Genomic DNA, 22314 nt, shown 5'->3' with positions numbered 1-22314 from the left:
CCGCCGGCGCCGGGGCCGGCGGCGACGTGACTCAGACGTACCGGCGCTCGCCGTCGCCGTCCAGCGGGGACCACCACTGGTCGTAGTTGGTCGAGCCGTCGCCGAAGAAGCCGGCCCGGCCCTCGACGATGCGGCCGTCCTCCCAGCGGAAGACCTGTATCCCGTCGGCGTCGAGGACGTCGTAGGGGGAGGTGCTGCCCTCCGGGGCGCCGGGGCGGACCGCGTGGACCTTGACCACGTCCATGCACTCGTTGCCGCTGATCATGGAAGTGACCAGCTCCACCTCGAACTTCCCGCCCGCCGCGTCCGTCAGCGCGCGCCGGAAGGCGAGGAGGGCGTCGAGGCCCACGTGCCAGCCCGCCTGGGCGTGGCGGCCGGGGACCGAGAAACGGACGTCCTCCGACCAGTACTTGGCGGCCTCCTCCCGGTCCAGGGAGACGAGGGCGACGTACGCCTTCTCGACCAGTTCGGGGGTGATCTCGGTCATGTCATGCGCTCCTGTGCGTCGTGGTGTCGGACCGTCCGGCCCGGGAGAGCCAGGCGTGGACGGCTTGTGCGGTGGGACCGGCGTGCTCCTCCAGCATCGAGAAGTGGTCGCCGGGGGTCTCCTGCGGCGTCGCGTCGGCGGCCCAGGACGGCTGGGGTCCGGTCGCGGTGCCGGGCAGTGGTTCTGTGCCGGGCAGTGCCTCGGCGGCGCGCAGGAAGAGGGTGGGGGCGGCGGGGCGAGCGGGTGTCCAGTCGGCGAAGAGCCGGAAGTAGGCGCCCATCGCGGTCAGTGAGCGGGTGTCCGTGGCCGCCTCGGCGCCGTGCCGGGTGAACAGGCCGTCGGTCAAGGCGGTGGCCAGGGTGTCGCTCGTCTCGCTCTGGAGGTACGTGTCGAGGAGCACCAGGGCCGCCGGGGCCTCCCCGTCCGCCGCGAGGCGCGCGGCCACCGCGTGGGCGATCCAGCCGCCCGACGAGTAGCCGAGCAGCGCGACGGGCCGGCCGGCCGCGTACCGCCGTACCGCCTCGGCCTGTGCCTCGACCACCGCCTCCCGGGTGGCGGGGAGGAGTTCGCCGGGCAGGAACCCGGGCTGCGGCAGCGCGACCACCTCGCGCCGGCCGCGCAGCGCGCCCGCGAACCGGGCGAACTGGTGCGGGCCGGACATGGCGACCACCGCGGGGAAGCAGACCAGCGCGGGCTCCGTGCCGTCGCCGCTCGCCAGCCGGACGGGCTCGGGCCGCTCCCTCAGGTCGGCGGGAGCGGAGAAGGAGGGGAGGAACCGGGAGGCCGTGCGGAGCAGTTCGATGCCCTCCAGGGTGCGGCCCGCGTCCCGGGCCCGCCGGAACAGCGCACCGACGCCGTCGTCCTCGGGTGGCGCCGCGGCGGCAGCGGTGGTGGCGGCGAGTTCGGTCCTCAGGTGGCGGACGAGGGCGGGCAGGGTGGGGTGGTCGAAGACCACGGTCGCCGCCAGCCGCAGGCCGGTGGCCCGCTCCAGCCGGTTGCGCAGTTCCACCGCGATGAGCGAGTCCATGCCCAGCTCGGGCAGTGAGCTGTCCTCGTCCACGTCGTCGGGCGAGGAGAAGCCGAGGACGGCCGCCGCCTCGGTGCGGACGGCGGTGCGCAGCGCGTCCTCCAGAGCGGCCCCGCGCAGTCCGGCCGGGAGCGCGGCCGGCACAGCGGTGTCGGCGGGGGGTGCGCTCGCCGGTGCCGCCGCGGTCCGGGCCGCCCCGGCGGGGTGCCGGGCCAGCAGGCGTAGCGGTTCGGGCAGGCCGGGGTCGCCGGCCAGGGCGCGCAGGCGCTCCGGGACCGTGGCGAGCGGGGCCAGGACCGGGTCGGCGGCGTGAGCGCCGACGGCCGCGTCGAACAGGGCGAGTCCCCGCTCGGGTGTCAGCGCCTCGATGCCCGCGCGGGCGGTGCGGCGCAGTTCGGGGGCGCCCGCCATGCCTTCCCCGTCCTGGTCCCACGGCCCCCAGGCGAGGGACAGCGCGGGCAGGCCGTGCGCCCTGCGGTGCTGGGCGAGGGCGTCCAGGAACGTGTTCGCGGCGGCGTAGTTGGCCTGGCCGGGGGCGCCGAGCAGGCCGGCCGCCGAGGAGAACAGCACGAAGGCGGACAGCTCCGTGTCCCGGGTCAGCTCGTGCAGGTGCCAGGCCGAGGCCGCCTTCGCGCGCAGCACGCGTTCCAGGTGCCGCGGGGTCAGGGACGCCACGACCGTGTCGTCCAGGACGCCCGCGCAGTGCACGACCGCGGTCACCGGACGGTCCGCCGGGACGCCGGCCAGTACCGCGGCCAGGGCGTCCCGGTCGCCGACGTCGCAGCCGGCGGCCGTCGCCGTGCCGCCGAGTCCCTCGATCTCGGCGGCCAGGGCGGCCAGTCGGGGGTCGTCGGCGCGCCGGCCGACGAGCAGGACGTGCCGTACCCCGTGGGCGGCGACCAGGTGACGGGCCGTCGAGCGGCCGAGGGCTCCCGCGGCGCCGGTGACCACGGTCGTGCCGTCGGGTCCGAAGGCGGCGGCACCGGGAGCGGGGGACGCGGGAGCGGGGGACGCGGGCACGAGGCGGGGTGTGCGCGGTACTCCCCCGCGGATCGCCACCTGTGCCGCGCCCGAGGCCACGGCGGCCGGCAGGGCGTCCCAGGACTCCTGGGCGCCGTCCACGTCCACCACGGCGAACCGGCCGGGGTGCTCGGAGGCCGCGGAGCGCAGCAGCCCCCACAGGGGGGCGTGGGCCAGGTCCGGTACGTCCTCCTCCGGCCCGGCGGCCACCGCGCGGCGCGTGACGGCCACGAGCCGGGACCGTGTCCGGCGGGCGTCGGACAGCCAGGCCCGGATCAGCTCCAGCGCCCGGTGCAGGGGCGCCGGGCCGAGCGGGTCGAGCGAGTCGAGCTGGTCGTGCGGGTCCTGTGCCGTGAGGAACGGGACGAGGACGGTGTCGGTGCCGTCCGGGACCAGGGTCGGGTCGTCCACCCGGGGCAGGGAGCCGAGCGGGGTGGAGCCGAGGACGGTCCACGCGCGCGTGTCGGGTGCCTGCGCCGGAACGTCCGGGCGAGACCAGTCGACGCGCAGCAGGGACCGGTCGGCGGCGGGGGCCGTGGACACCGGGCGCAGGGACAGGGCGGCGACGGAGGCGACCGGAGCACCGGCGGGGTCGGTCAGCTCCACGGCCACGGTCCCCGGGGTGCCGGCCGGGGTCAGGCGCACCCGCACGGCCCGGGCCCCGGTGGCGTGGAGCCGGACGCCCCGCCAGGCGAACGGCAGGACGGGCGGGGCGGGCCGGTCGCCGTCCCCGACCCCCAGGACGTGCAGCGCCGCGTCCAGCAGGGCGGGGTGCACACCGAAGGCACCCGGGTCCGTGCCGTCGGGGAGGGCGGCCTCGGCGAGCAGCACGTCACCGTCGCGCCACGCGGCCCGCAGCCCCTGGAACACCGGGCCGTACGACAGCCCGGCCTCGGCCATCCGCTCGTACGCACCGCCCAGGTCCACGGGCGTCGCCCCCGCGGGCGGCCATGTCCCCCCTGTGGGGGGCGGGTTCTGGCCGGCGGCGGACAGGGTGCCGGTGGCGTGCCGGGTCCAGGTGGTGCCGGTCAGGGTGTGGACGGTGAAGGACCGGCGGCCGGCGGCGTCCGGTTCCCGTACGGACAGGCTCAGCGGGAGGGGTGTGTCGTCGGGGACGGTGAGCGGGGCTTCCAGGACGAGGTCCTCGACCGTCGGGCAGCCCAGCTCGGCACCGGCGCGCAGGGCCAGTTCCGCGAGGGCCGCGCCGGGCAGGACCGCCGTACCGGCGACGCGGTGCTCGGCCAGCCAGGGCCGGGTCCGCGCATCGAGTTCGCCGGTGAGGACGGAGCCCTCGATGCCGGGGGCGGCGACGGCGGGGCCCAGCACGGGATGCTCCCGGTCCGCCCGCCGGGGGGTGGCCGCGAGCCAGTACCGGCGGCGCTGGAAGGGGTAGGTCGGCAGGTCGACCCGGCGGGCCCCGGCGCCCTCGAAGTACTCCGTCCAGTCCACGTCCACGCCGTGGACGTGCGCTTCGGCGAGGGCGGTGGTCAGGGCCCGGGGTTCCGGGAGGCCGGGCCGGAGCAGGGGCACCACGGCGTGTTCGCGGTCGGCGAGGCAGTCGCGGGCCGCCGCGGTGAGCGCGGTCCCGGGCCCGACCTCCACGAGGACGGCCGCGCCGTCGGCCTCCAGCCGGGTCACGGCGTCCCGGAACCGCACCGGCTCCCGCAGCTGGCGCACCCAGTACTCGGGCGAGCACAGTTCGGCGGCGGAGGCGGGCCGGCCGGTGGTCGCGGAGACCACGGGCAGCGAGGGTTCCCGGAAGGTGACGCCCCGCGCGATCCGCCGGAACTCGTCGAGCATGCCGTCCATGTGCGCGGAGTGGAAGGCGTGGCTGACGCGCAGCCGCCGGGTCCGGCGGCCGGCCTCCGTGAGCCGGGCGGTCAGCGCGTCCACCGCGTCCGCGTCGCCGGACACGACCACGGAGGCCGGCCCGTTGACGGCGGCGAGCGCGACCCCGTCCGTCAGGAGCGCCGCGACCTCCTCCTCGGGCGCCTGGACGGCCGCCATCGCGCCGTGGACCGGCAGCGCCTGCATCAGCCGGCCGCGCGCCGCCACCAGCGTGGCCGCGTCCTCCAGGCTCAGGACTCCCGCGACGTGGGCGGCGACCAGCTCGCCGAGGGAGTGGCCGGCCAGCACGTCGGGCCGTACGCCCCACGACCGCAGCCGGTGCGCCAGCGCCGTCTCCACGGCGAACAGGGCCGGCTGGGTGTAGTCGGTGCGGTCCAGCAGAGCGGCGTCGGCGGTGCCCGGCTCGGCGAACAGCACCTCGCGCAGGGGCCGTTCCAGGAGCGGGTCGACGTATCCGCAGACCTCGTCCAGGGCCTTGGCGAAGACCGGGTCGGCCGCGGCCAGTTCGCGTCCCATGCCGGGCCGCTGGCTGCCCTGGCCGCTGAAGAGGAAGGCCACGGTGCCGTCGGCGGTGCGTCCGGTCAGGGCGCCGGTCCCGGGCGTCCCGGTGCCGGCGAGCCGCTCCAGGGCGGCCGTCCGCTCCTGCGGTCCGACGGCGACGACGGCCGCGCGGTGGCGGAGCGCGGAGCGGGTGGTGGCGAGGCTGAAGGCGAGGTCGGCGGCGGGGGTGTCCGGCCGGGCGCGCAGATGCTCCAGCAGGCGCCGTGCCTGGTCGCGCAGGGCCGCCGGGGTCGAGGCCGACAGCAGCCAGGGCGCGCCGTCGTCCCGCGGCTCCCGGGCGGGGCCGGCGGGCGCCGGGTCCGGGGCGGGTGCGGCCAGGTCGTCGGGGGCCTGTTCGATGACGGCGTGGGCGTTGGTGCCGCTGATCCCGAAGGAGGAGACGCCGGCCCGGCGCGGCTCTCCGGTGGCGGGCCAGTCGACGGCGTCGGTCAGGAGCCGTACCCCGCCGGCCGACCAGTCGACGTGGGGGGTGGGGCGATCGACGTGCAGGGTCCGCGGGAGCGTCCCGTGGCGCATCGCCTGCACCATCTTGATCACGCCGCCGACGCCCGCCGCGGCCTGCGCGTGCCCGATGTTCGACTTGAGGGAGCCGAGCCACAGGGGCCGGTCCGGGTCGTGTTCGCTGCCGTAGGTCGCCAGCAGGGCCTGGGCCTCGATGGGGTCGCCCAGCACCGTGCCGGTGCCGTGCGCCTCGACGGCGTCGACCTGGCGGGCGGTCAGTCCGGCGGCGGCCAGCGCCTGCCGGATGACGCGCTGCTGCGCCGGCCCGCTGGGCGCGGTCAGCCCGTTGCTGGCACCGTCCTGGTTGACCGCGGTGCCGCGCACCACCGCGAGGACGCGGTGACCGTTGCGGCGGGCGTCCGAGAGCCGTTCGACGAGGAGGACCGCGACGCCCTCGCCCCAGCCGGTGCCGTCCGCGCCGGCGGCGAACGACTTGCACCGGCCGTCGGGGGCGAGGCCCCGCTGACGGCTGAACTCGATGAACGGCCCCGGGGTCGCCATGACGGTGGCGCCTCCGGCCAGGGCGAGGGAGCACTCGCCGGAGCGGAGCGCCTGGGCGGCGAGGTGCAGCGCCACCAGCGACGACGAGCAGGCGGTGTCCACGGTCACGGCGGGGCCTTCGAGGCCGAGCGCGTAGGCGACGCGGCCGGAGGCGACGCTGCCCGCGGTGCCCGAGCCGAGGTAGCCCTCCACGTCCTCGGGGGCGCCGTCCACGGCCCAGGAGCCGTAGTCGTGGTACATCACGCCCGCGAAGACGCCCGTGTCGCTGCCGCGCGCCGACAGCGGGTCGATGCCCGCCCGTTCGAACGCCTCCCACGACACCTCCAGCAGCAGCCGCTGCTGCGGGTCCATGGCGAGGGCCTCGCGCGGGCTGATGCCGAAGAAGCCGGGGTCGAAGTCGGCGGCGCCGTCGAGGAATCCGCCGTGGCGGGTGGCGATGGTGCCGCGCCGGCCGGGTTCGGGGTCGGGGTCGTAGCGGCCGTCGATGTCCCAGCCCCGGTCGCGGGGCATCTCCGCGATGGCGTCGCGGCCCGACACGACGAGGTCCCACAGCTCCTCGGGGGAGGTCACGCCACCGGGGTAGCGGCAGGCCATGCCGATGATGGCGATCGGCTCGTCGGCGGGGGCCGCGGAGCCGCGGACCGGCGCGGCGGCCGCCGCCGCGGTGCCGGACAGCAGCACGCGCAGGCGTGCGGCGAGGTCGCCGGGGGTCGGGTGGTCGAAGACCATGGTCGTCGGCAGCCGCAGGCCGGTGTGCGCGCCGAGCCGGTTGCGCAGTTCGATCGCGGCGAGCGAGTCGAAGCCGACTTCCGCGAAGGTGCGGTCGTCGGGGACGTCCCGTGCGTTCTCGTACCCGAGGATCGCCGCGGCCTCGGCCCGCACCAGCTCGGTCAGCTCGCGCAGCTGCTCGGCCTCGGGCAGGGCGGAGAGGCGTTCGGCGGGGCCGGTGCCGCCCGGCTCGGCGGGGGACGCCGTGCGCCGCTGCCGTGCGGGCCGCGCCAGGGCGCGCAGCAGCGCCGGCGCGGTGGCGGCGTCGAGCCGGCGCGGGTCCAGGTGGAGCGGCGCCACCAGTGGCTCATCCCCGGCGAGGGCGGTGTCGAACAGGGCCAGCCCGTCGGCCTCGGGGATCGGCCGCATGCCGAGCCCCGCCAGGCGGCGGCGCGTCGGGGCGTCGACTGTGCCGACCATGCCCGTGGTGCCCTCCCACAGGCCCCAGGCCAGGGACAGGGCGGGCAGTCCGCGCCGGCGGCGGTGTACGGCGAGGGCGTCGAGGAAGCCGTTGGCGGCGGCGTAGTTGGCCTGGCCGGGGGCGCCGAGCAGACCGGCCGCCGAGGAGAACAGCACGAAGGCGGACAGGTCCATGTCCCGGGTCAGCTCGTGCAGGTGCCAGGCGGCGTCGGCCTTCGGGGCCATGACGCGGCGCACCCGGTCCGGGGTCAGCGCCTCCACGGTGCCGTCGTCGAGGACGCCGGCCGCGTGGACGACGGCGGTCAGCGGACGCTCCGGCGGCAGCGCGGCCAGGAGGCCGGCCAGGGACTCCCGGTCGGCGGCGTCGCACGCGGCGACGGTGACCTCGGCGCCCAGGGCGCGCAGTCCGGCGGCGAGTTCGTCCGCGCCCTCGGCGGCCGGGCCGCTGCGGCTGGTCAGCAGCAGGTGGCGCACGCCGTACCGGGCGACGAGATGCCGGGCCAGCAGTCCGCCGAGCGCCCCGGTTCCCCCGGTGATCAGGACGGTACCGTCCGGGTCGAGCACCGGGGGCGGGCCGGACGGGGTGCCGGCGGCCACGGGGTCGGACGACCGGACGGGAGGGGTGGCGGTCGGGATCGCGTCGGACGACTGGACGGCCGGGGTGTCGGCCGGGGACGCGTCGGACGGGCGGGCGGGCCGGGTGCCGGCCAGGGCCGCGCTGGACGACTGAGCGGCCGAGGTGCCGGCCGGGACCGCGTCGGACGACTGAGCGGCCGGGGTGCCGGTCGGGGACGCGTCGGACGACTGAGCGGCCGGGGTGCCGGTCGGGGACGCGTCGGACGACTGGACGACCGAGGTGCCGGCCGAGGACGCGTCGGACGACTGGACGGCCGAGGTATCGACCCGGGACGCGTCGGACGACTGGACGGCCGGGGTGCCGGCCGGGGTCGCATCGGACGGGCGGGCGGGCCGGGTGCCGGCCAGGGCAGCACTGGACGACTGAGCGGCCGAGATGCCGGCCGAGGACGCGTCGGACGACCGGACGGCCGAGGTATCGACCCGGGACGCGTCGGACGACTGAGCGGCCGAGGTGCCGGCCGGGACCGCGTCGGACGACTGAGCGGCCGGGGTGTCGGCCGAGGACGCGTCGGACGGGCGGGCGGGCCGGGTGTCGGTGGGTGTGAGGCGGGGGACGAGGAGGCGGCCGGCTCGCAGGGCGACGGCCGGCTCGTCCGAGCCGAGTGCCGCGGGCAGGTCCCGGGACAGTTCCCCGGGGGCGTCGGTGTCCACCAGGACGATCCGTCCCGGATGCTCCGACTGGGCCGACCGCAGCAGGCCGAGGGCGGCGGCGCCCGGCAGGTCGGTGACGTCCTCCTCGGGTCCGGCGGCCACGGCCCCGCTGGTGACGACGGCCAGGCGGGTGCCAGCGAACCGGTCGTCGGCGAGCCAGGCCCGCAGCTGCTCCAGGGTGTGGGCAGCGCGGTCCGCCGCCGCGCGGTCCGGCCGGTCGGCGGGCGGGGTGTCGAGGAGCGGCAGGAGCAGCACGTCGGGGGGCGCGGCGGCCGAGCCGAGCGCCTCGGCGAGCGGTGCGGTCCCGCCGTACGACGCCGGTACGACCGGTGTCCGCGGCGGGGCCCAGGTGAGGTGGAGCAGCGGTTCGCGGGGGCCCGCGCCCTCGGTGAGCCTCCCGGCCGGGCGCAGCGTCAGCGACCCGGCGGTGAGGACCGGCCGCCCGCTCTGGTCGGCCACCTCGACGGTGACCGTGCCGGGTCCGTCCGGGGCGAGCCGTACGCGGGCGGCGACGGCACCGGCGGCGAAGAGGGACACGCCGTGCCAGGAGAACGGGAGGGAGGCGGTGTCGGGGGCGCCCGGGAGCGTGCCGAGGCCGAGGGCGTGCAGGGCCGCGTCGAGCAGGGCGGGGTGCAGGCCGAACGCGCGGGCGCCGTCGTGCTGTTCGCCGTCCAGGGCGACCTCGGCGAACAGTTCCCCGCCGCGCTGCCAGGCCGCACGCAGGCCCTGGAAGGCGGGGCCGTAGTGGAGGCCTTCGGCGGCCAGGCGGTCGTAGAGCCCGTCCAGGTCCAGGGCGGTCGCGCCGGCGGGCGGCCAGGGCGCCGGGTGGCCGTCGGTCCGGGGCGGGTGCGGGGCCGCGCCGGACAGCACACCGGTGGCGTGCCGGACCCAGGGCTGCCCGGTCAGGGCGTCCTCGTCGCGCGCGTACACCTCGACCGCCCGCCGGCCGTCCTCGCCGGGCGTGCCGACCCGGATCTGCAGCAGCACGGCCCGGTCGGCCGGTATCACCAGGGGGGCGGTGAGGGTGAGTTCCTCGACGTGGTCGCAGTCCGCGTGCAGGCCCGCGCGCAGCGCCAGCTCCAGGAACGCGGTGCCCGGCAGCAGCACGGAGCCGCCCACGGCGTGGTCGGCGAGCCAGGGCTGGGCGGCGGGCGTCAGCCGGCCGGTGAAGAGGTACTCCTCGGAGTCGGCCACGAGCACGCTCGCGCCGAGCAGCGGGTGGTCGGGGAAGCCGAGACCGGCCGCGGAGACGTCGACCCGGTCGCGGGCCGGTGCCTCGAGCCAGTGGCGCCTGCGCTGGAAGGCGTACGTCGGCAGCTCCACCCGGCGCGCGTGCGTGCCCTGGAAGAACGCCTCCCAGTCGACGCCGGCGCCGCGCGTGTGGAGGTGGCCGGCGGCGGTGGTCACCGTGGCGGCCTCCGGGCGGCCGGCGCGCTGTGCCGGCACGGCCGCGGAGGCGGCGGTCAGGCAGGCCTCGGCCATGGGCGTGAGGGAGGCGTCGGGCCCGAGTTCGAGGAAGGTCCGCACCCCGGCGGCTTCGAGGTGGCGTACGGCGTCGGCGAACCGGACGGGCCGGCGGGCGTTGCGCACCCAGTACTCGGGGGTGCACAGCTCGTCGGCGTCCGCGGGTGCTCCGGTGACGGTGGAGACGAAGCCGATGCGGGGCGGCCGGAAGTCGAGGCCGGCGGCGACCTGCCGGAGTTCTGCCAGCATGGGGGTGACGCGGGCGGAGTGCGAGGCGTAGCTGACGTTCAGCCGGCGGGTCTTGCGGCCCTGCCGGGCGAAGTGGCCGGCGAGCGCGGTGACGGGCTCCTCGTCGCCGGTGAGGACCACCGCGCCGGGGCTGTTGACGGCCGCGATCTCGGCGCCGTCGGTGAGCAGGGGGCGGACCTCCTCCTCGGCGGCGGCGACCGCCACCATGGCGCCGCCCACGGGGAGTTCCTGGGTGAGCCGGCCCCGCGCGGCGACCAGGGCCGCCGCGTCGGCGAGGGAGAGCACGCCGGCGACGTGGGCCGCGGCCAGTTCGCCGCCCGAGTGGCCGAGGACGTGGTCGGGTTCGACGCCCCAGGAGCCGAACAGCCGGAACAGGGCCACCTCTACGGCGAACAGGGCGGGCTGGGCGTAGGCCTGGCCGGCCAGGAGGGTGTCGCCGTCCGGGCCCGGCTCGGCGAAGACGGCGGGGCGCAGCGGGGCGGGCAGGTGCCGGTCCAGTTCCGCGCAGGCGGCGTCGAACGCGTCGGCGAAGGCGGGGAACGCGGCGTACAGGTCGCGTCCCATGCCCGGCCGCTGGCTGCCGCCGCCGGTGAACATCATCGCGAGTCCGCCGGGGGCGGCGCGCCCGTGCAGCAGTCCGGGCGCGGGCCGGCCGGCCGCGAACTCCTCGACGGCGCGGAGCAGTTCCTCGCGGTCGTCGCCGGTCAGGACCGCGCGGTGCTCCAGCGGGGTGCGGGTGGTGAGCAGGGAGTAGCCGACGTCGAGGGGGCCGGGGTCCGGGTGGCGGCGCAGGTGCGCGGAGAGGCGGGCGGCCTGGGCGCGCAGGGCCTGTTCGGAGGTGGCGGTCAGGGCCCACAGGGCGGGCCTCGGCGGCACTGTGCCGGCCGCGGGCCGGGACTCCTCGGACGGCGGTTCCCCGGACGACGGTTCCCCGGACGGCGGTGCCTCCGACGGCGGTTCCTCGATGACGACGTGGGCGTTGGTGCCGGAGAAACCGAAGGACGAGACGCCGGCGCGCCGCGGTGTCCCGGCGCGGGGCCACGGGCGGGGCTCGGTGAGGAGTTCCACCGTGCCGGAGGACCAGTCGACGTGCGGGGTGGGCTCGTCGACGTGGAGGGTCCTGGGCAGCAGCTGCTCGCGCAGGGCGAGGACCATCTTGATGACGCCGCCGACCCCCGCGGCGGCCTGGGTGTGGCCGATGTTCGACTTGAGGGAGCCCAGCAGCAGGGGGTGTTCCGGGGCGCGGCCCTGTCCGTAGGCGGCGAGCAGGGCCTGGGCCTCGATGGGGTCGCCGAGCGTGGTGCCGGTGCCGTGCGCCTCCACGGCGTCGACGTCGGCGGGGCCGAGGCCGGCGTCGGCGAGGGCCTGCCGGATGACCCGCCGCTGCGCGGGCCCGTTGGGGGCGGTCAGGCCGTTGCTCGCGCCGTCCTGGTTGACGGCGGAGCCGCGGACCACGGCGAGGACGCGGTGGCCGTTGCGGCGGGCGTCGGAGAGCCGCTCCAGCAGGAGCATGCCGGCTCCCTCCGCCCAGCCCGTGCCGTCGGCGGCGGCGGCGAAGGACTTGCACCGGCCGTCCGAGGCGAGGCCCTCCTGGCGGCTGAAGTCCACGAAGGGCAGCGGGGACGCCATCACGGTGGCGCCTCCCGCCATGGCGAGGGAGCACTCGCCCTTGCGCAGCGCGGTGACGGCGAGGTGCAGGGCGACCAGGGAGGAGGAGCAGGCGGTGTCGATGGTGACGGCCGGCCCCTCCAGGCCGAAGGTGTAGGCGATGCGGCCGGAGGCGATGCTGCCGGAGGTGCCGGTGCCGAGGTAGCCCATGACCTCCTCGGGCAGTTCCTTCAGCCGGGAGGCGTAGTCGTGGTACATGATCCCGGCGTAGACGCCGGTCCGGCTGCCCCGCAGGGTGGCCGGGTCGATGCCCGCGTGCTCGAAGGCCTCCCAGGCGGTCTCCAGCAGCAGGCGCTGCTGGGGGTCCATCGCCGTCGCCTCGCGCGGGCTGATGCCGAAGGGCGCCGGGTCGAAGTCGGCGACGTCGTACAGGAATCCGCCCGCGTGCGCGTGGCTGGTGCCGGCGTCGCCGGCCTGTGGGCCGTGCAGGGCGCCGAGGTCCCAGTCGCGGTCGGTGGGGAAGGCGGAGACGGCGTCCCGGCCCTCGGCGACGAGCTGCCAGAGGTCCTCGGGCGTGCGGACGCCGCCGGGGTAGCGGCAGGCCATGCCGACGATGGCGACGGGTTCGCGGGCGGCGTCCTCCGCTTCCCGCAGCCGCTTGCGGGTCTGGCGCAGCTCCGCGGTCAGCCGCTTGAGGGAGTCGAGGACCTTGTCGTCGTACGGTGTCCGGTCGGTGCCCGTCATCAGGCGTTCCCCAGTTCTTCGTCGATGATGTCGAGCAGCTCGCCGAGGTCGGCGGCGTCGAGTGCGTCGTCCGCGTCGTGCGTGCCGTCGGCGGCGGCGTCGGCGCCGGCGGTGGCCTCGTCCCAGGCGGCGAGCAGGCCCTTCAGCCTGAGCCGGATCTGCGCGGCCGCCTCGGGGTCGCCGGACAGCCGCGGGAGGGTGTCGCGGAGCCGGTCGAGGTCCGCCAGGGCGGCGTCGGCCGGGTCGGGCGCGGCGGGGACGAGGGTCTCCTTCAGGTGGGCGGCGAGGGCGGCGGGCGTGGGGTGGTCGAAGACCACGGTGGCCGGGAGCCGGACGCCGGTGGCGGCGTCGAGCCGGCCGCGGATCTCCACGGCCGCGAGGGAGTCCAGCCCGGACTCGGTGAAGGACCGGTCCGCCGGGACGGCGTGCGGCGAGCTGTGTCCGAGCACCGCCGCCGCCTGGGTGAGGACGAGGTCGAGCAGCAGGCTCTCCCGCCCGGCGTCGTCCAGGGGGAGCAGCCGGTCGGTGAGCGACGGCCCGCCCGCGGGGGCGGTGGCTCCGGGGGCGGCCGCGGGGGTGCGGGCGGGGCGCACCAGGCCCCGGAGCACCGGCGGGAAGTCGGGGTTCTGGCTGCGCGGCTGGAGCAGCGGCAGGTCGAACCGGGCGGCGACGAGGACGGGTTCCGGCCGGCGGAGCGCGGCGTCGAACATGGCCAGTCCGGCGTCGGGGGCGATCGCGCCGAAACCGGCGCGGGTGATGCGGTCGCGCTCGGAGTCGGTCAGGCCGCCCGCCATGCCGCCCCGCTCCTGGTGCCACAGGCCCCACGCGAGGGACGTCGCGGGCAGTCCGGCGGCGGCGCGGTGCGCGGCGAGGCCGTCGAGGAAGCTGTTGGCGGCGGCGTAGGCGCCCTGCCCGGCGGAGCCGAGGACACCGGACGCCGAGGAGAACAGGACGAAGGCGGCCAGCGGCAGCTCCCGGGTCAGCTCGTGCAGGTGCCGGGCGGCGACGGCCTTCGGCGCCATGACGCCGGCCAGGCGCTGCGGGGTGAGGGAGCCGAGCACGCCGTCGTCCAGGACGCCCGCGGCGTGCACCACCGCGGTCAGCGGCCGGTCGGCCGGTACGGCGGCGAGCAGCGCGGCCAGCGCGTCGCGGTCGGCCGCGTCGCAGGCGGCCACCGTCACGTCGGCGCCCTGCGCGCGCAGTTCGGCGGCGAGTTCGGCCGCGCCGTCGGCGGCCGGGCCCCGGCGGCTGGTCAGCAGGAGGCTGCGCACGCCGTGCGCGGTGACGAGGTGCCGGGCGACGAGCGCGCCCAGGTCGCCGGTACCGCCGGTGATCAGGACCGTGCCGTCCGGGTCGAGGACGGTCCCGGGCTCGCCGCCCGGTGCGGGGGCGCGGTCCAGCCGGGGCACGAGTACCCGGTCGGCGCGCAGGGCGAGTTGCGGCTCGTCCGTGGCCAGGGCGGCGGGCAGGGCGGCCCAGGCCGCGTCGCTGCCGTCCAGGTCGGCGACGATCACCCGGCCGGGGTACTCCGCCTGCGCGGCACGGGCCAGTCCCCACACGGCCGACTGGGCGGGATCGTCCAGCCCCTCCTCCGGGGTGCAGGCGACGGCTCCCGTGGTGACCAGCACCAGCCGTCCGCGCGCGGACCGCTCGCTGTCGGCCAGCCAGGGCTGGAGGGCGGCGAGGGCCTGCGCCGCCGCGGCGGCCACGGAGTCCGGGGAGCCGTCGCCGGCGGTGATCGGTACGAGGGTGAAGTCGGCGTCCGCGCCGGGGTGGACGCCGGTGAGGGCTGCGGGTACAGGGGCCGTGCCCAGCCAGGCGAGGGCGGGCCGTGCGGTGGGCGCGGGGGCGGGGAGCGGGGTCCAGCCGACGCGGTACAGGCCGGTCGGCTCGGGGGCGGGCTCGGTGCCGATGTGGCGGGCGGACACGCGCCGTGCGGTCAGCCGGGCGACGCCGGCCACCGGGTCGCCCCGGCCGTCGGAGATCTGCATGGTGACGGTGTCCTCGCCGGCCGGGGCGATCCGCACCCGCAGGCGCGTGGCCCCGGCGGCGTGCAGCCGGACTCCCGCCCAGGAGAACGGCACCGCCGCGCCCGAGCCGGAGCCCAGTCCGTCCATCGCGGCCAGGTGCTGGGCGGCGTCCCAGAGGGCGGGGTGCACCGCGAAGGCTCCGGTGTCGGCGCCGTCCGGGAGGGCGACGTCGGCGTAGAGCACGTCGCCGTCGCGCCAGGCGGACCGCACGCCCCGGAACAGCGGGCCGTAGCGGACGCCCTGCGCGGCGAAGTCGTCGTACAGGCCGTCGACCCCGACGGGCACGGCGCCCTCGGGCGGCCAGACGCGCAGGTCCGGTTCGGGCGTGGGGTCGCCGTCGGCCAGCGCGCCGCTCGCGTGCAGGGTCCAGCGGCCCGGGTCCGTGCCGTCGTGGGGGCGGGCGTACAGGCGCAGGGGCCGGCCGCCGGAGTCGTCCGGTTCGTCGAGCAGCAACTGGAGTTCGAGGTCGTCGCCGGGGCCGAGGAGCAGCGGGGCGTGCAGGGTCAGTTCCCGCACCACCGGGCTGCCCACGGCCTCCGCGGCCTGCACGGCCAGTTCCAGGGGGAGGGTGCCGGGTGCGACCGTCGCGCCGAACACCTCGTGCTCGGGGAGCCACGGCACGGTCGTCGTGGAGAGCCGGCCCGTGGCCACGAACCGGTCGCTGTCGCCCAGCCGTACCACCGGGCCGAGCACGGGGTGCCCGGCGCCGGGGCCGAAGCCGGTGCCGGGTCCGGCGCCGGGGGCGACACCGCGGCGCGGCCAGTAGCGGCTGCGCTGGAAGGCGTACGTGGGCAGCTGGACCGTCCGCGCCCCGCGCCCGGCGAGGACGGCGGCCCAGTCCACCGGGATGCCGTGGGCGTGCAGGGTGCCGACGGCGTGCAGCAGCGCGGCCTCCTGCGGCCGGTCCCTGCGCTGCGCCGCCACGACGGTGCCGCGGCCGTCGAGGCTGTCGGCGGCCATCGGGCCGAGCGCGCCGAGGCCCAGCTCGACGTAGAGGCTCGCCCCGGCCTCGTCCAGGGAGCGTACGGCGTCGTGGAAGAGCACGGTGTCGCGGACGTGGCGGACCCAGTAGCCGGGCGAGCACAGGTCCTCGGCGGTCGCGGGGCGGCCGGTGAGGGAGGAGACCACGGGGATGCGCGGCGGGCTGTACGTCAGCCGCCGCGCGACCGCCTCGAACTCGGCGAGCATCGGGTCCATGAGCGGGGAGTGGAAGGCGTGGCTGACCCGCAGCCAGGAGACGCGCCGGCCCCGCTCCTTCAGTACGGCGACCACCTCGGCCACCGCGTCCCGCTCACCGGAGAGCACGCTCGCCCGGGGCCCGTTGACCGCCGCGATCGCGACGTGGCCGCCGGCGTCGCCGAGCAGGCCGGCCAGCTCCGCCGGGTCGGCCTCCACGGCGGCCATGGCGCCGCCCTCCGGCAGGGCCTGCATCAGCCGGCCCCGGGCCGCGACCAGGGCCGCGGCGTCGGCGAGGGAGAGCACCCCCGCCACGTGCGCGGCGGCGATCTCGCCGATCGAGTGCCCGGCGAGGAGATCGGGGCGGACGCCCCAGGACTCCAGCAGCCTGAAGAGCGCCACCTCGAACGCGAACAGCGCCGGCTGCGCGTACTCCGTGCGGTCGATCAGCCCGGCCGTGGCGGAGCCGGCCCCGGCGAACACGACCTCGCGCAGCGGTCGCGGCAGCTGCGGGTCGAGCGCGGCGCACGCCGCGTCGAAGGCGTCGGCGTAGCCGGGGTGGGCGGCGTACAGCTCCCGTCCCATGCCGGCGGCCTGACTGCCCTGGCCCGCGAAGAGGAACGCGGTCCGGTGGTCCTCGCGGGCCTGTGCGCGGACGAGCCCGGCGGCGTCCTGGCCGGCGGCCAGGGCGGCGAGCGCGGCGGACGCCTGCGCGGCGGCCTCCGTGTCCCGGGTGTCCCCCACCAGGACGACGGCCCGGTGCCGCAGGGCCGCACGGGTCGTGGCGAGGGACCAGGCGACGTCCAGCGGGCGCGGCGCGGGCGCGGCGGACGCCAGGTGCTCGGCCAGGCTCCGGGCCTGGCCGCGGAGGGCCTCGGGGCTCCTGGCGGACAGCGTCCACGCCACCGGGCGGCCGTCCGGCTCGGCGGGGGTGTCCTGGCCGGAGGGGGTGGTGTCCTGGCCGGAGGGGGTGGTGTCCTGGCCGGAGGGGGTGGTGTCCTGGCCCGAGGGGGTGTCCTGGGCCGAGGGGGTCTGCGTCCGGGTGTCCGGCGCGGGGACGGCAGGGGGCTCCTCGACGATGACGTGCGCGTTGGTGCCGCTGATGCCGAAGGAGGACACCCCGGCCCGGCGCGGGCGCCCGCCGCGCCGCCAGTCGCGGGGTTCCACCAGCAGCTCCACCGCCCCGGCCGACCAGTCGACGTGCGGGGTCGGCTCGGTCACGTGCAGGGTCCGCGGCAGCCGTTCGTGGCGCATCGCCTCGACCAGCTTGATGATCCCGGCGACGCCGGAGGCGGCCTGGGTGTGTCCGATGTTCGACTTCAGCGAGCCCAGCAGCAGCGGGGCGCCGTCGGGGCGCTGCTGCCCGTAGGTGGCGATCAGCGCCTGGGCCTCGACGGGGTCGCCGAGCTTGGTGCCGGTGCCGTGCGCCTCCACCGCGTCCACGTCGGCGGGGGTCAGGCCGGCGTCGGCGAGCGCGCTGCGGACGACCCGTTCCTGGGCGGGGCCGTTGGGCGCGGTCAGGCCGTTGCTGGCGCCGTCGGAGTTGACGGCGGAGCCGCGGACCACGGCCAGCACCCGGTGCCCGTGGCGCTGCGCGTCGGAGAGCCGCTCCACGAGCAGCACGCCGACGCCCTCGCTCCAGCTGGTGCCGTCCGCGTCGGCGGAGAACGAACGGCACCTGCCGCCCGGGGAGAGCACCTTCTGCCGGTTGAACTCGGTGAACAGCAGCGGGCTGGCCATCAGCGTGACGCCGCCCACCAGCGCGAGCGAGCACTCGCCCCGGCGCAGCGCCTGCCCGGCCCAGTGCAGCGCCACCAGGGAGGAGGAGCAGGCGGTGTCGACGGTGACGGCGGGGCCGCCGAAGCCGAACGCGTAGGCGAGGCGCCCGGCGAGGACGCTGGCGGCGTTGCCGGTGCCGACGTAGCCCTCCAGGTCGTCCTTGCCGGTGGCCAGCACCCTCGGGTAGTCCTGTCCGTTGGTGCCGACGAAGACGCCGACCTGGCCCGCGGTCACCCGTGTGGGGTCGATGCCGCCGCGTTCGAACGCCTCCCAGGTGGTCTCCAGCAGCAGCCGCTGCTGGGGGTCCATCGCGAGGGCCTCGCGCGGCGAGATCCCGAAGAAGTCCGCGTCGAAGTCGGCGACGGTGTCGAGGAAGCCGCCCTGGCGGGCGTACGTGGTGCCGGGCCGGTCGGGGTCGGGGTGGTGGAGTTCGGCGAGGTTCCAGCCGCGGTCGTCGGGGAAGTCGCCGATGGCGTCGATCCCGTTGTCGAGCACCTGCCAGAGCTGTTCCGGTGAGTGCACGCCGCCCGGGAAGCGGCAGCTCATCGCGACGATGGCGAGGGCGTCGGCGGCCGGGTCGGACCGGTCGCCTCGGTGCGCGGTCGTGCCCTCGGCCGCCGTCGCGTCGGCGCCGCCGGCCGGCTGTCCGTCGGTGCGGGCGAGGACGTGTTCGGCGACCGCCCGCGGGGTGGGGTGGTCGTAGACGAGGGTCGCCGGGAGCCGCAGTCCGATCGCCGTGCGCAGCCGGTTGCGCAGCTGCACCGCGGTGAGCGAGTCGAGCCCGAGTTCCTGGAAGTTCTGGTCGTACCCGATCGCCTGCGGGTCGTCGTGGCCGAGGACCGCGGCGACCTGCGTGCGGACGGCGTCCAGCACGAACGCGCGGCGGGCGGCCGGGTCCATCCCGCCCAGCGCGCCGGCGTCCGCCGGGGCGACGGGCGCGGCGGCGCCGGGGTGTTCGGGCCGGGGCAGGACGAGGACGGCCTGGCCGGCGTGCCGGTCCGCGGCGAGGCGTTCCAGCGCCTCGGAGGCCCGGTCGACGTCCCAGACGGGTACGGACGGCGGGTGCAGCGTCCCGTCGGCGAACAGCGCGGCCAGCTCGGTCAGGGCCGCACGGATCCGGTCCGGTCCGGCGTCGGCCAGGTCGGCCGTCAGGTAGACGACGCCGGGGTGGTCCGCGGCGACCCGGCCGGCGTCGCGGATCTCCGTGCGGCCGGTCTCCACGAACCGCCCGCCGCGCGGCAGCAGCCGCAGGCCGGCGTCGGTGAGCTCCCCCGTCAGGCAGTTGACCACGACATCGGCGCCCTGTCCGCCGGTGGCGGCGAGGAGCGGTGCCGCGAAGTCGGGGGTGGCCGAGGAGGCGAGCCGGTCCTCGGGCAGCCCGAGCGCGCGCAGGGCCTCCGCGTGGTCGGGGGTGTCGGTGGCGAGCACCCGGGCCCCGTGGTGCAGGGCCAGCTGGACGGCGGCGCGTCCGGTGCCGCCGCTCGCGGCGTGGACCAGCACCGTCTCGCCGGGACGCAGCGCGGCGAGCGCGAACAGGGCGTGGTGGGCGGTCAGGAAGGCCAGCGGGACCGCCGCGGCCTGGGCGAAGGACCATCCGTCGGGGACGCGGACGGTGTAGCGGTGGTCGGTGACGGCGAACGGGCCGGCGGCGCCGCGCGGGAACAGGCCCATCACCGCGTCGCCCACGGCGATGTCCGTGACGCCGGCTCCGGTGTCGAGGACGACACCGGCGGCCTCCACGCCGGGTGCCGTGCCGCCCTCGCCGTGCGTGGCGAGGCCGAGGCCGACGAGGACGTCCCCGAAGTGCAGTCCGGTGGCGCGGACGGCGACGCGGATCTCGTGCGGCGCGAGCCGGTCCCGTACGTCGGAGGCGGGCACGGGCGCGAGGCTGGCGAGGTCGCCGGGTTCCGTCACCTCCAGCCGCCAGGGTTCCCCGGACGCGGACGCGGCGGCGGGCCGTGGTGCGGCAGCGGCGTCGCCCTCCAGCCAGAACCGGGTGCGCTGGAAGGCGTAGGTGGGGAGGTCGACGCGGTGCGCGGCGCCGAAGTACCGGTCGGCGTCCAGGCGGGCTCCGGCCGCCACCGCCTCGGCGACCGCGCCGGCGAACCGGCGCGGACCGGCGTCACCGCCGTCCGGGACGCCGACGACGGCCGCCGCCTCCTCCACGGTCTCGCCCAGGGCCCGGGTGAGGACGGGGTGCGGAGCGCACTCGATGAACAGGTCGTAGCCGTCGGCGAGCAGGGCGCGCGTGGCCTGCTCGAACTCCGCCGGCTGCCGCAGGCCGCGGTACCAGAAGTCGCCGTCCTGGGCGGCCGGTTCCACGGGCCCGCCGGTGGCGGCGGAGTACACGGGCAGCCGGCCGGCGCGCGGCGCCACCGGGGCGAGCGCGGCGGCCAGCTCCTCGCGGACCGCTTCGACCTGCGGCGTGTGGGCGGCGTGGGCCACGGGGAGGCGTCGCGCCGGGACCCCCTCGGCCTCGCACCGCGCGCGCAGCGCGTCGAGGTCCGCGTCGGGTCCGGCGACGACCACGGACCGGGGTCCGTCGACGGCCGCGAGGGTCAGCGAGCCGGTCCCGGCCTCCAGCCAGGCGCGTACGGCGTCGGGTGCCGCGGCGACGGACAGCAGGCCGCCGCCGCTCAGCGAGGCGAGCGCGCGGGCCCGCAGCGCCACCACGCGGGCGGCGTCCGGCAGCGCCAGGGAGCCGCTGACGGTGGCCGCGGCGACCTCGCCGTCCGAGTGACCGAGGACGGCGGATATCCGCACGCCGCAGGACTCCCAGAGGGCGGCCAGGGAGACCATGACGGCCCACAGCGCGGGCTGGGCGACCTCGGTGCCGGCCGGCGCGGGCGCCCCGGGCGTGCCGCGCAGGACGTCGGTCAGCGACCAGTCGGTGTACGGGCGCAGGGCCTCGGCGCACTCCTCGATCCGCCGGGCGAACACCGGTGAGGAGTCCAGCAGTTCACGCGCCGTGCGGATCCACTGGTCGTCGGTGCCGGGCAGGGCGGAGGTGACCGCGGGGTCTCCGGGGAGGTCTCCGGGGAAGGCTCCGGGGAAGACGAGGACGGCCCGGCCGGTGCCGGCCGGGGTCCGGGCGTCACCGCCGGCCGCCCCGGCCGCCAGCGCGTCGACGGCCGCCAGGAGCTCCTCGCGGTCGGCTCCCACGACGGCGGCGCGGTACGGGAACGCCGTGCGGGTGCGGACGAGCGACCAGCCGATGTCGGCGGGCCGCAGCTCCGGGTGGGCGCGTACGTGCGCCGCGAGCCGCTCGGCCTGGGCGCCCAGTGCCTCGGGGCTCTTGGCGGACAGCGTCCACAGCGGCGGCAGTCCACCGTGCGCACGGCCGGTCTGCTCGGACGACGGCACGTCACCGGCCTGCTCGGTCCGCTCGGGGTCCGGGGCGGCCGGGGCCTGTTCGAGGAGCACGTGCGCGTTGGTGCCGCTGATCCCGAACGCGGAGACGCCCGCCCGGCGGGGCTCGCCGGTGTCGGGCCAGGGCCGCGCCTCGGTGAGCAGCGCCAGGGGCCCGGCCTGCCAGTCCACGTGCGGGGACGGCTCGTCGGCGTGCAGGGTCCTCGGCAGGACGCCGTGGCGCATCGCCATCACCGTCTTGATCACCCCGGCGACCCCCGCCGCCGCCTGGGTGTGCCCGATGTTGGACTTCAGCGAGCCGAGCCACAGCGGCCGGCCGGCCGCCCGCTCCCTGCCGTACACCGACTGCAGCGCCCGGGCCTCGATGGGGTCGCCGAGCACGGTTCCGGTGCCGTGCGCCTCGACGGCGTCGATCTGGTCCGGCCGCAGCCGGGCGTTCTCCAGGGCCTGCCCGATGACACGTTCCTGCGCGGGCCCGTTGGGTGCGGTGAGCGCGCCGCTGGCGCCGTCCTGGTTGACCGCGCTGCCCCGGACGACGGCCAGGACCGGGTGGTTGTTGGCGCGGGCCACGGAGAGCCGTTCGAGCAGGAGCAGCCCGGCGCCCTCCGCCCAGCCGGTGCCGTCCGCGCCGGCCCCGAACGCCTTGCACCGGCCGTCGGGGGCCAGGCCGCGCTGCCGGCTGAACCCGACGAAGGTGGCCGGGGTGGCCATCAGCGACACCCCGCCCGCCAGGGCGAGTTCGCAGTCGCCCTGGCGCAGCGCCTGGACGGCGAGGTGGAGGGCGACGAGCGAGGAGGAGCAGGCGGTGTCGACGGTGACGGCCGGGCCCTCCAGGCCGAACGTGTAGGCCACGCGGCCGGAGGCGACACTGCCGGCGCTGCCGGTGCCGAGGTAGCCCTCGATGTCCCCGGCGGGGTGGCTCGACCGGCTGCCGTAGTCGTTGTACATCACTCCGGCGAACACGCCGGTGCTGCTGCCGCGGAGCTCTTCGGCGGGCAGACCGGCCCGCTCGAACGCCTCCCAGGCCAGCTCCAGCAGCAGCCGCTGCTGGGGGTCGGTCGCGAGGGTTTCCTTGGGGCTGATCCCGAAGAAACCGGGGTCGAAGTCGGCGCAGCCGTCCACGAATCCGCCGTGGCGGGTGTACGACGTGCCCGCGCGGTCCGGGTCCGGGTCGTACAGGGCGTCCAGGTCCCAGCCCCGGTCGGTGGGGAAGCCGGTGACGGCGTCGGTACCGGAGGACACCAGCCGCCACAGCTCCTCGGGCGAGCCGACGCCACCGGGCAGCCGGCAGCTCATCGCCACGATGGCGATGGGCTCCTGTGCCGCCTGCTCGACCTCGTCGAGCCGCCGGCGGGTCGCCTGCAGGTCGGTGGTCACCCACCGGAGGTACTCGACGAGCTTCTCGTCCTCGGCCATCGATCCTCACTCGTGTGTCATGGTCGGTCGCGGATTGTCGGGGAGCGGTCGGGGCC

General features: G+C 77.5%; 3 protein-coding genes. All 3 read right to left on the bottom strand.

Annotation, left to right across the window (positions count from 1 at the left end):
* Positions 1 to 31 precede the first annotated feature (31 nt).
* From IEZ20_RS15415 to IEZ20_RS40600, 3 genes are read right to left on the bottom strand one after another with little or no spacing between them, the layout of a single operon-like run.
* A complete protein-coding gene (locus IEZ20_RS15415) occupies positions 32 to 487 on the bottom strand; it encodes a nuclear transport factor 2 family protein (RefSeq protein WP_189298626.1) in 456 nt (151 codons plus the stop codon).
* 1 nt (position 488) lies between these two features.
* The gene (locus tag IEZ20_RS15400) at positions 489 to 12488 is read right to left on the bottom strand and encodes a type I polyketide synthase (RefSeq protein WP_268253054.1); all 12000 of its coding nucleotides are present in this window, start codon (positions 12486 to 12488) and stop codon (positions 489 to 491) included.
* Positions 12488 to 22219 (bottom strand): type I polyketide synthase, encoded by a 9732-nt coding sequence (locus tag IEZ20_RS40600; RefSeq protein ID WP_373303935.1) that lies wholly within the window; start codon positions 22217 to 22219, stop codon positions 12488 to 12490. The genes IEZ20_RS15400 and IEZ20_RS40600 overlap by 1 nt, the downstream gene beginning before the upstream one ends.
* Positions 22220 to 22314 lie beyond the last annotated feature (95 nt).

It is taken from the genome of Streptomyces cinerochromogenes (assembly GCF_014648635.1).
Classification (GTDB): Bacteria; Actinomycetota; Actinomycetes; order Streptomycetales; family Streptomycetaceae; genus Streptomyces; species Streptomyces cinerochromogenes.
The sequence above is the reverse complement of the archived record's forward strand: the minus strand, read 5'-3'. Positions and strand labels throughout refer to the sequence as shown.

What these genes read in the sequence shown, in the direction of transcription:
- IEZ20_RS15400 (WP_268253054.1), bottom strand. Translation starts at nt 12,488, where the DNA reads ATGACGGGCACCGACCGGACACCGTACGACGACAAGGTCCTCGACTCC.
- IEZ20_RS15415 (WP_189298626.1), bottom strand. Translation starts at nt 487, where the DNA reads ATGACCGAGATCACCCCCGAACTGGTCGAGAAGGCGTACGTCGCCCTC.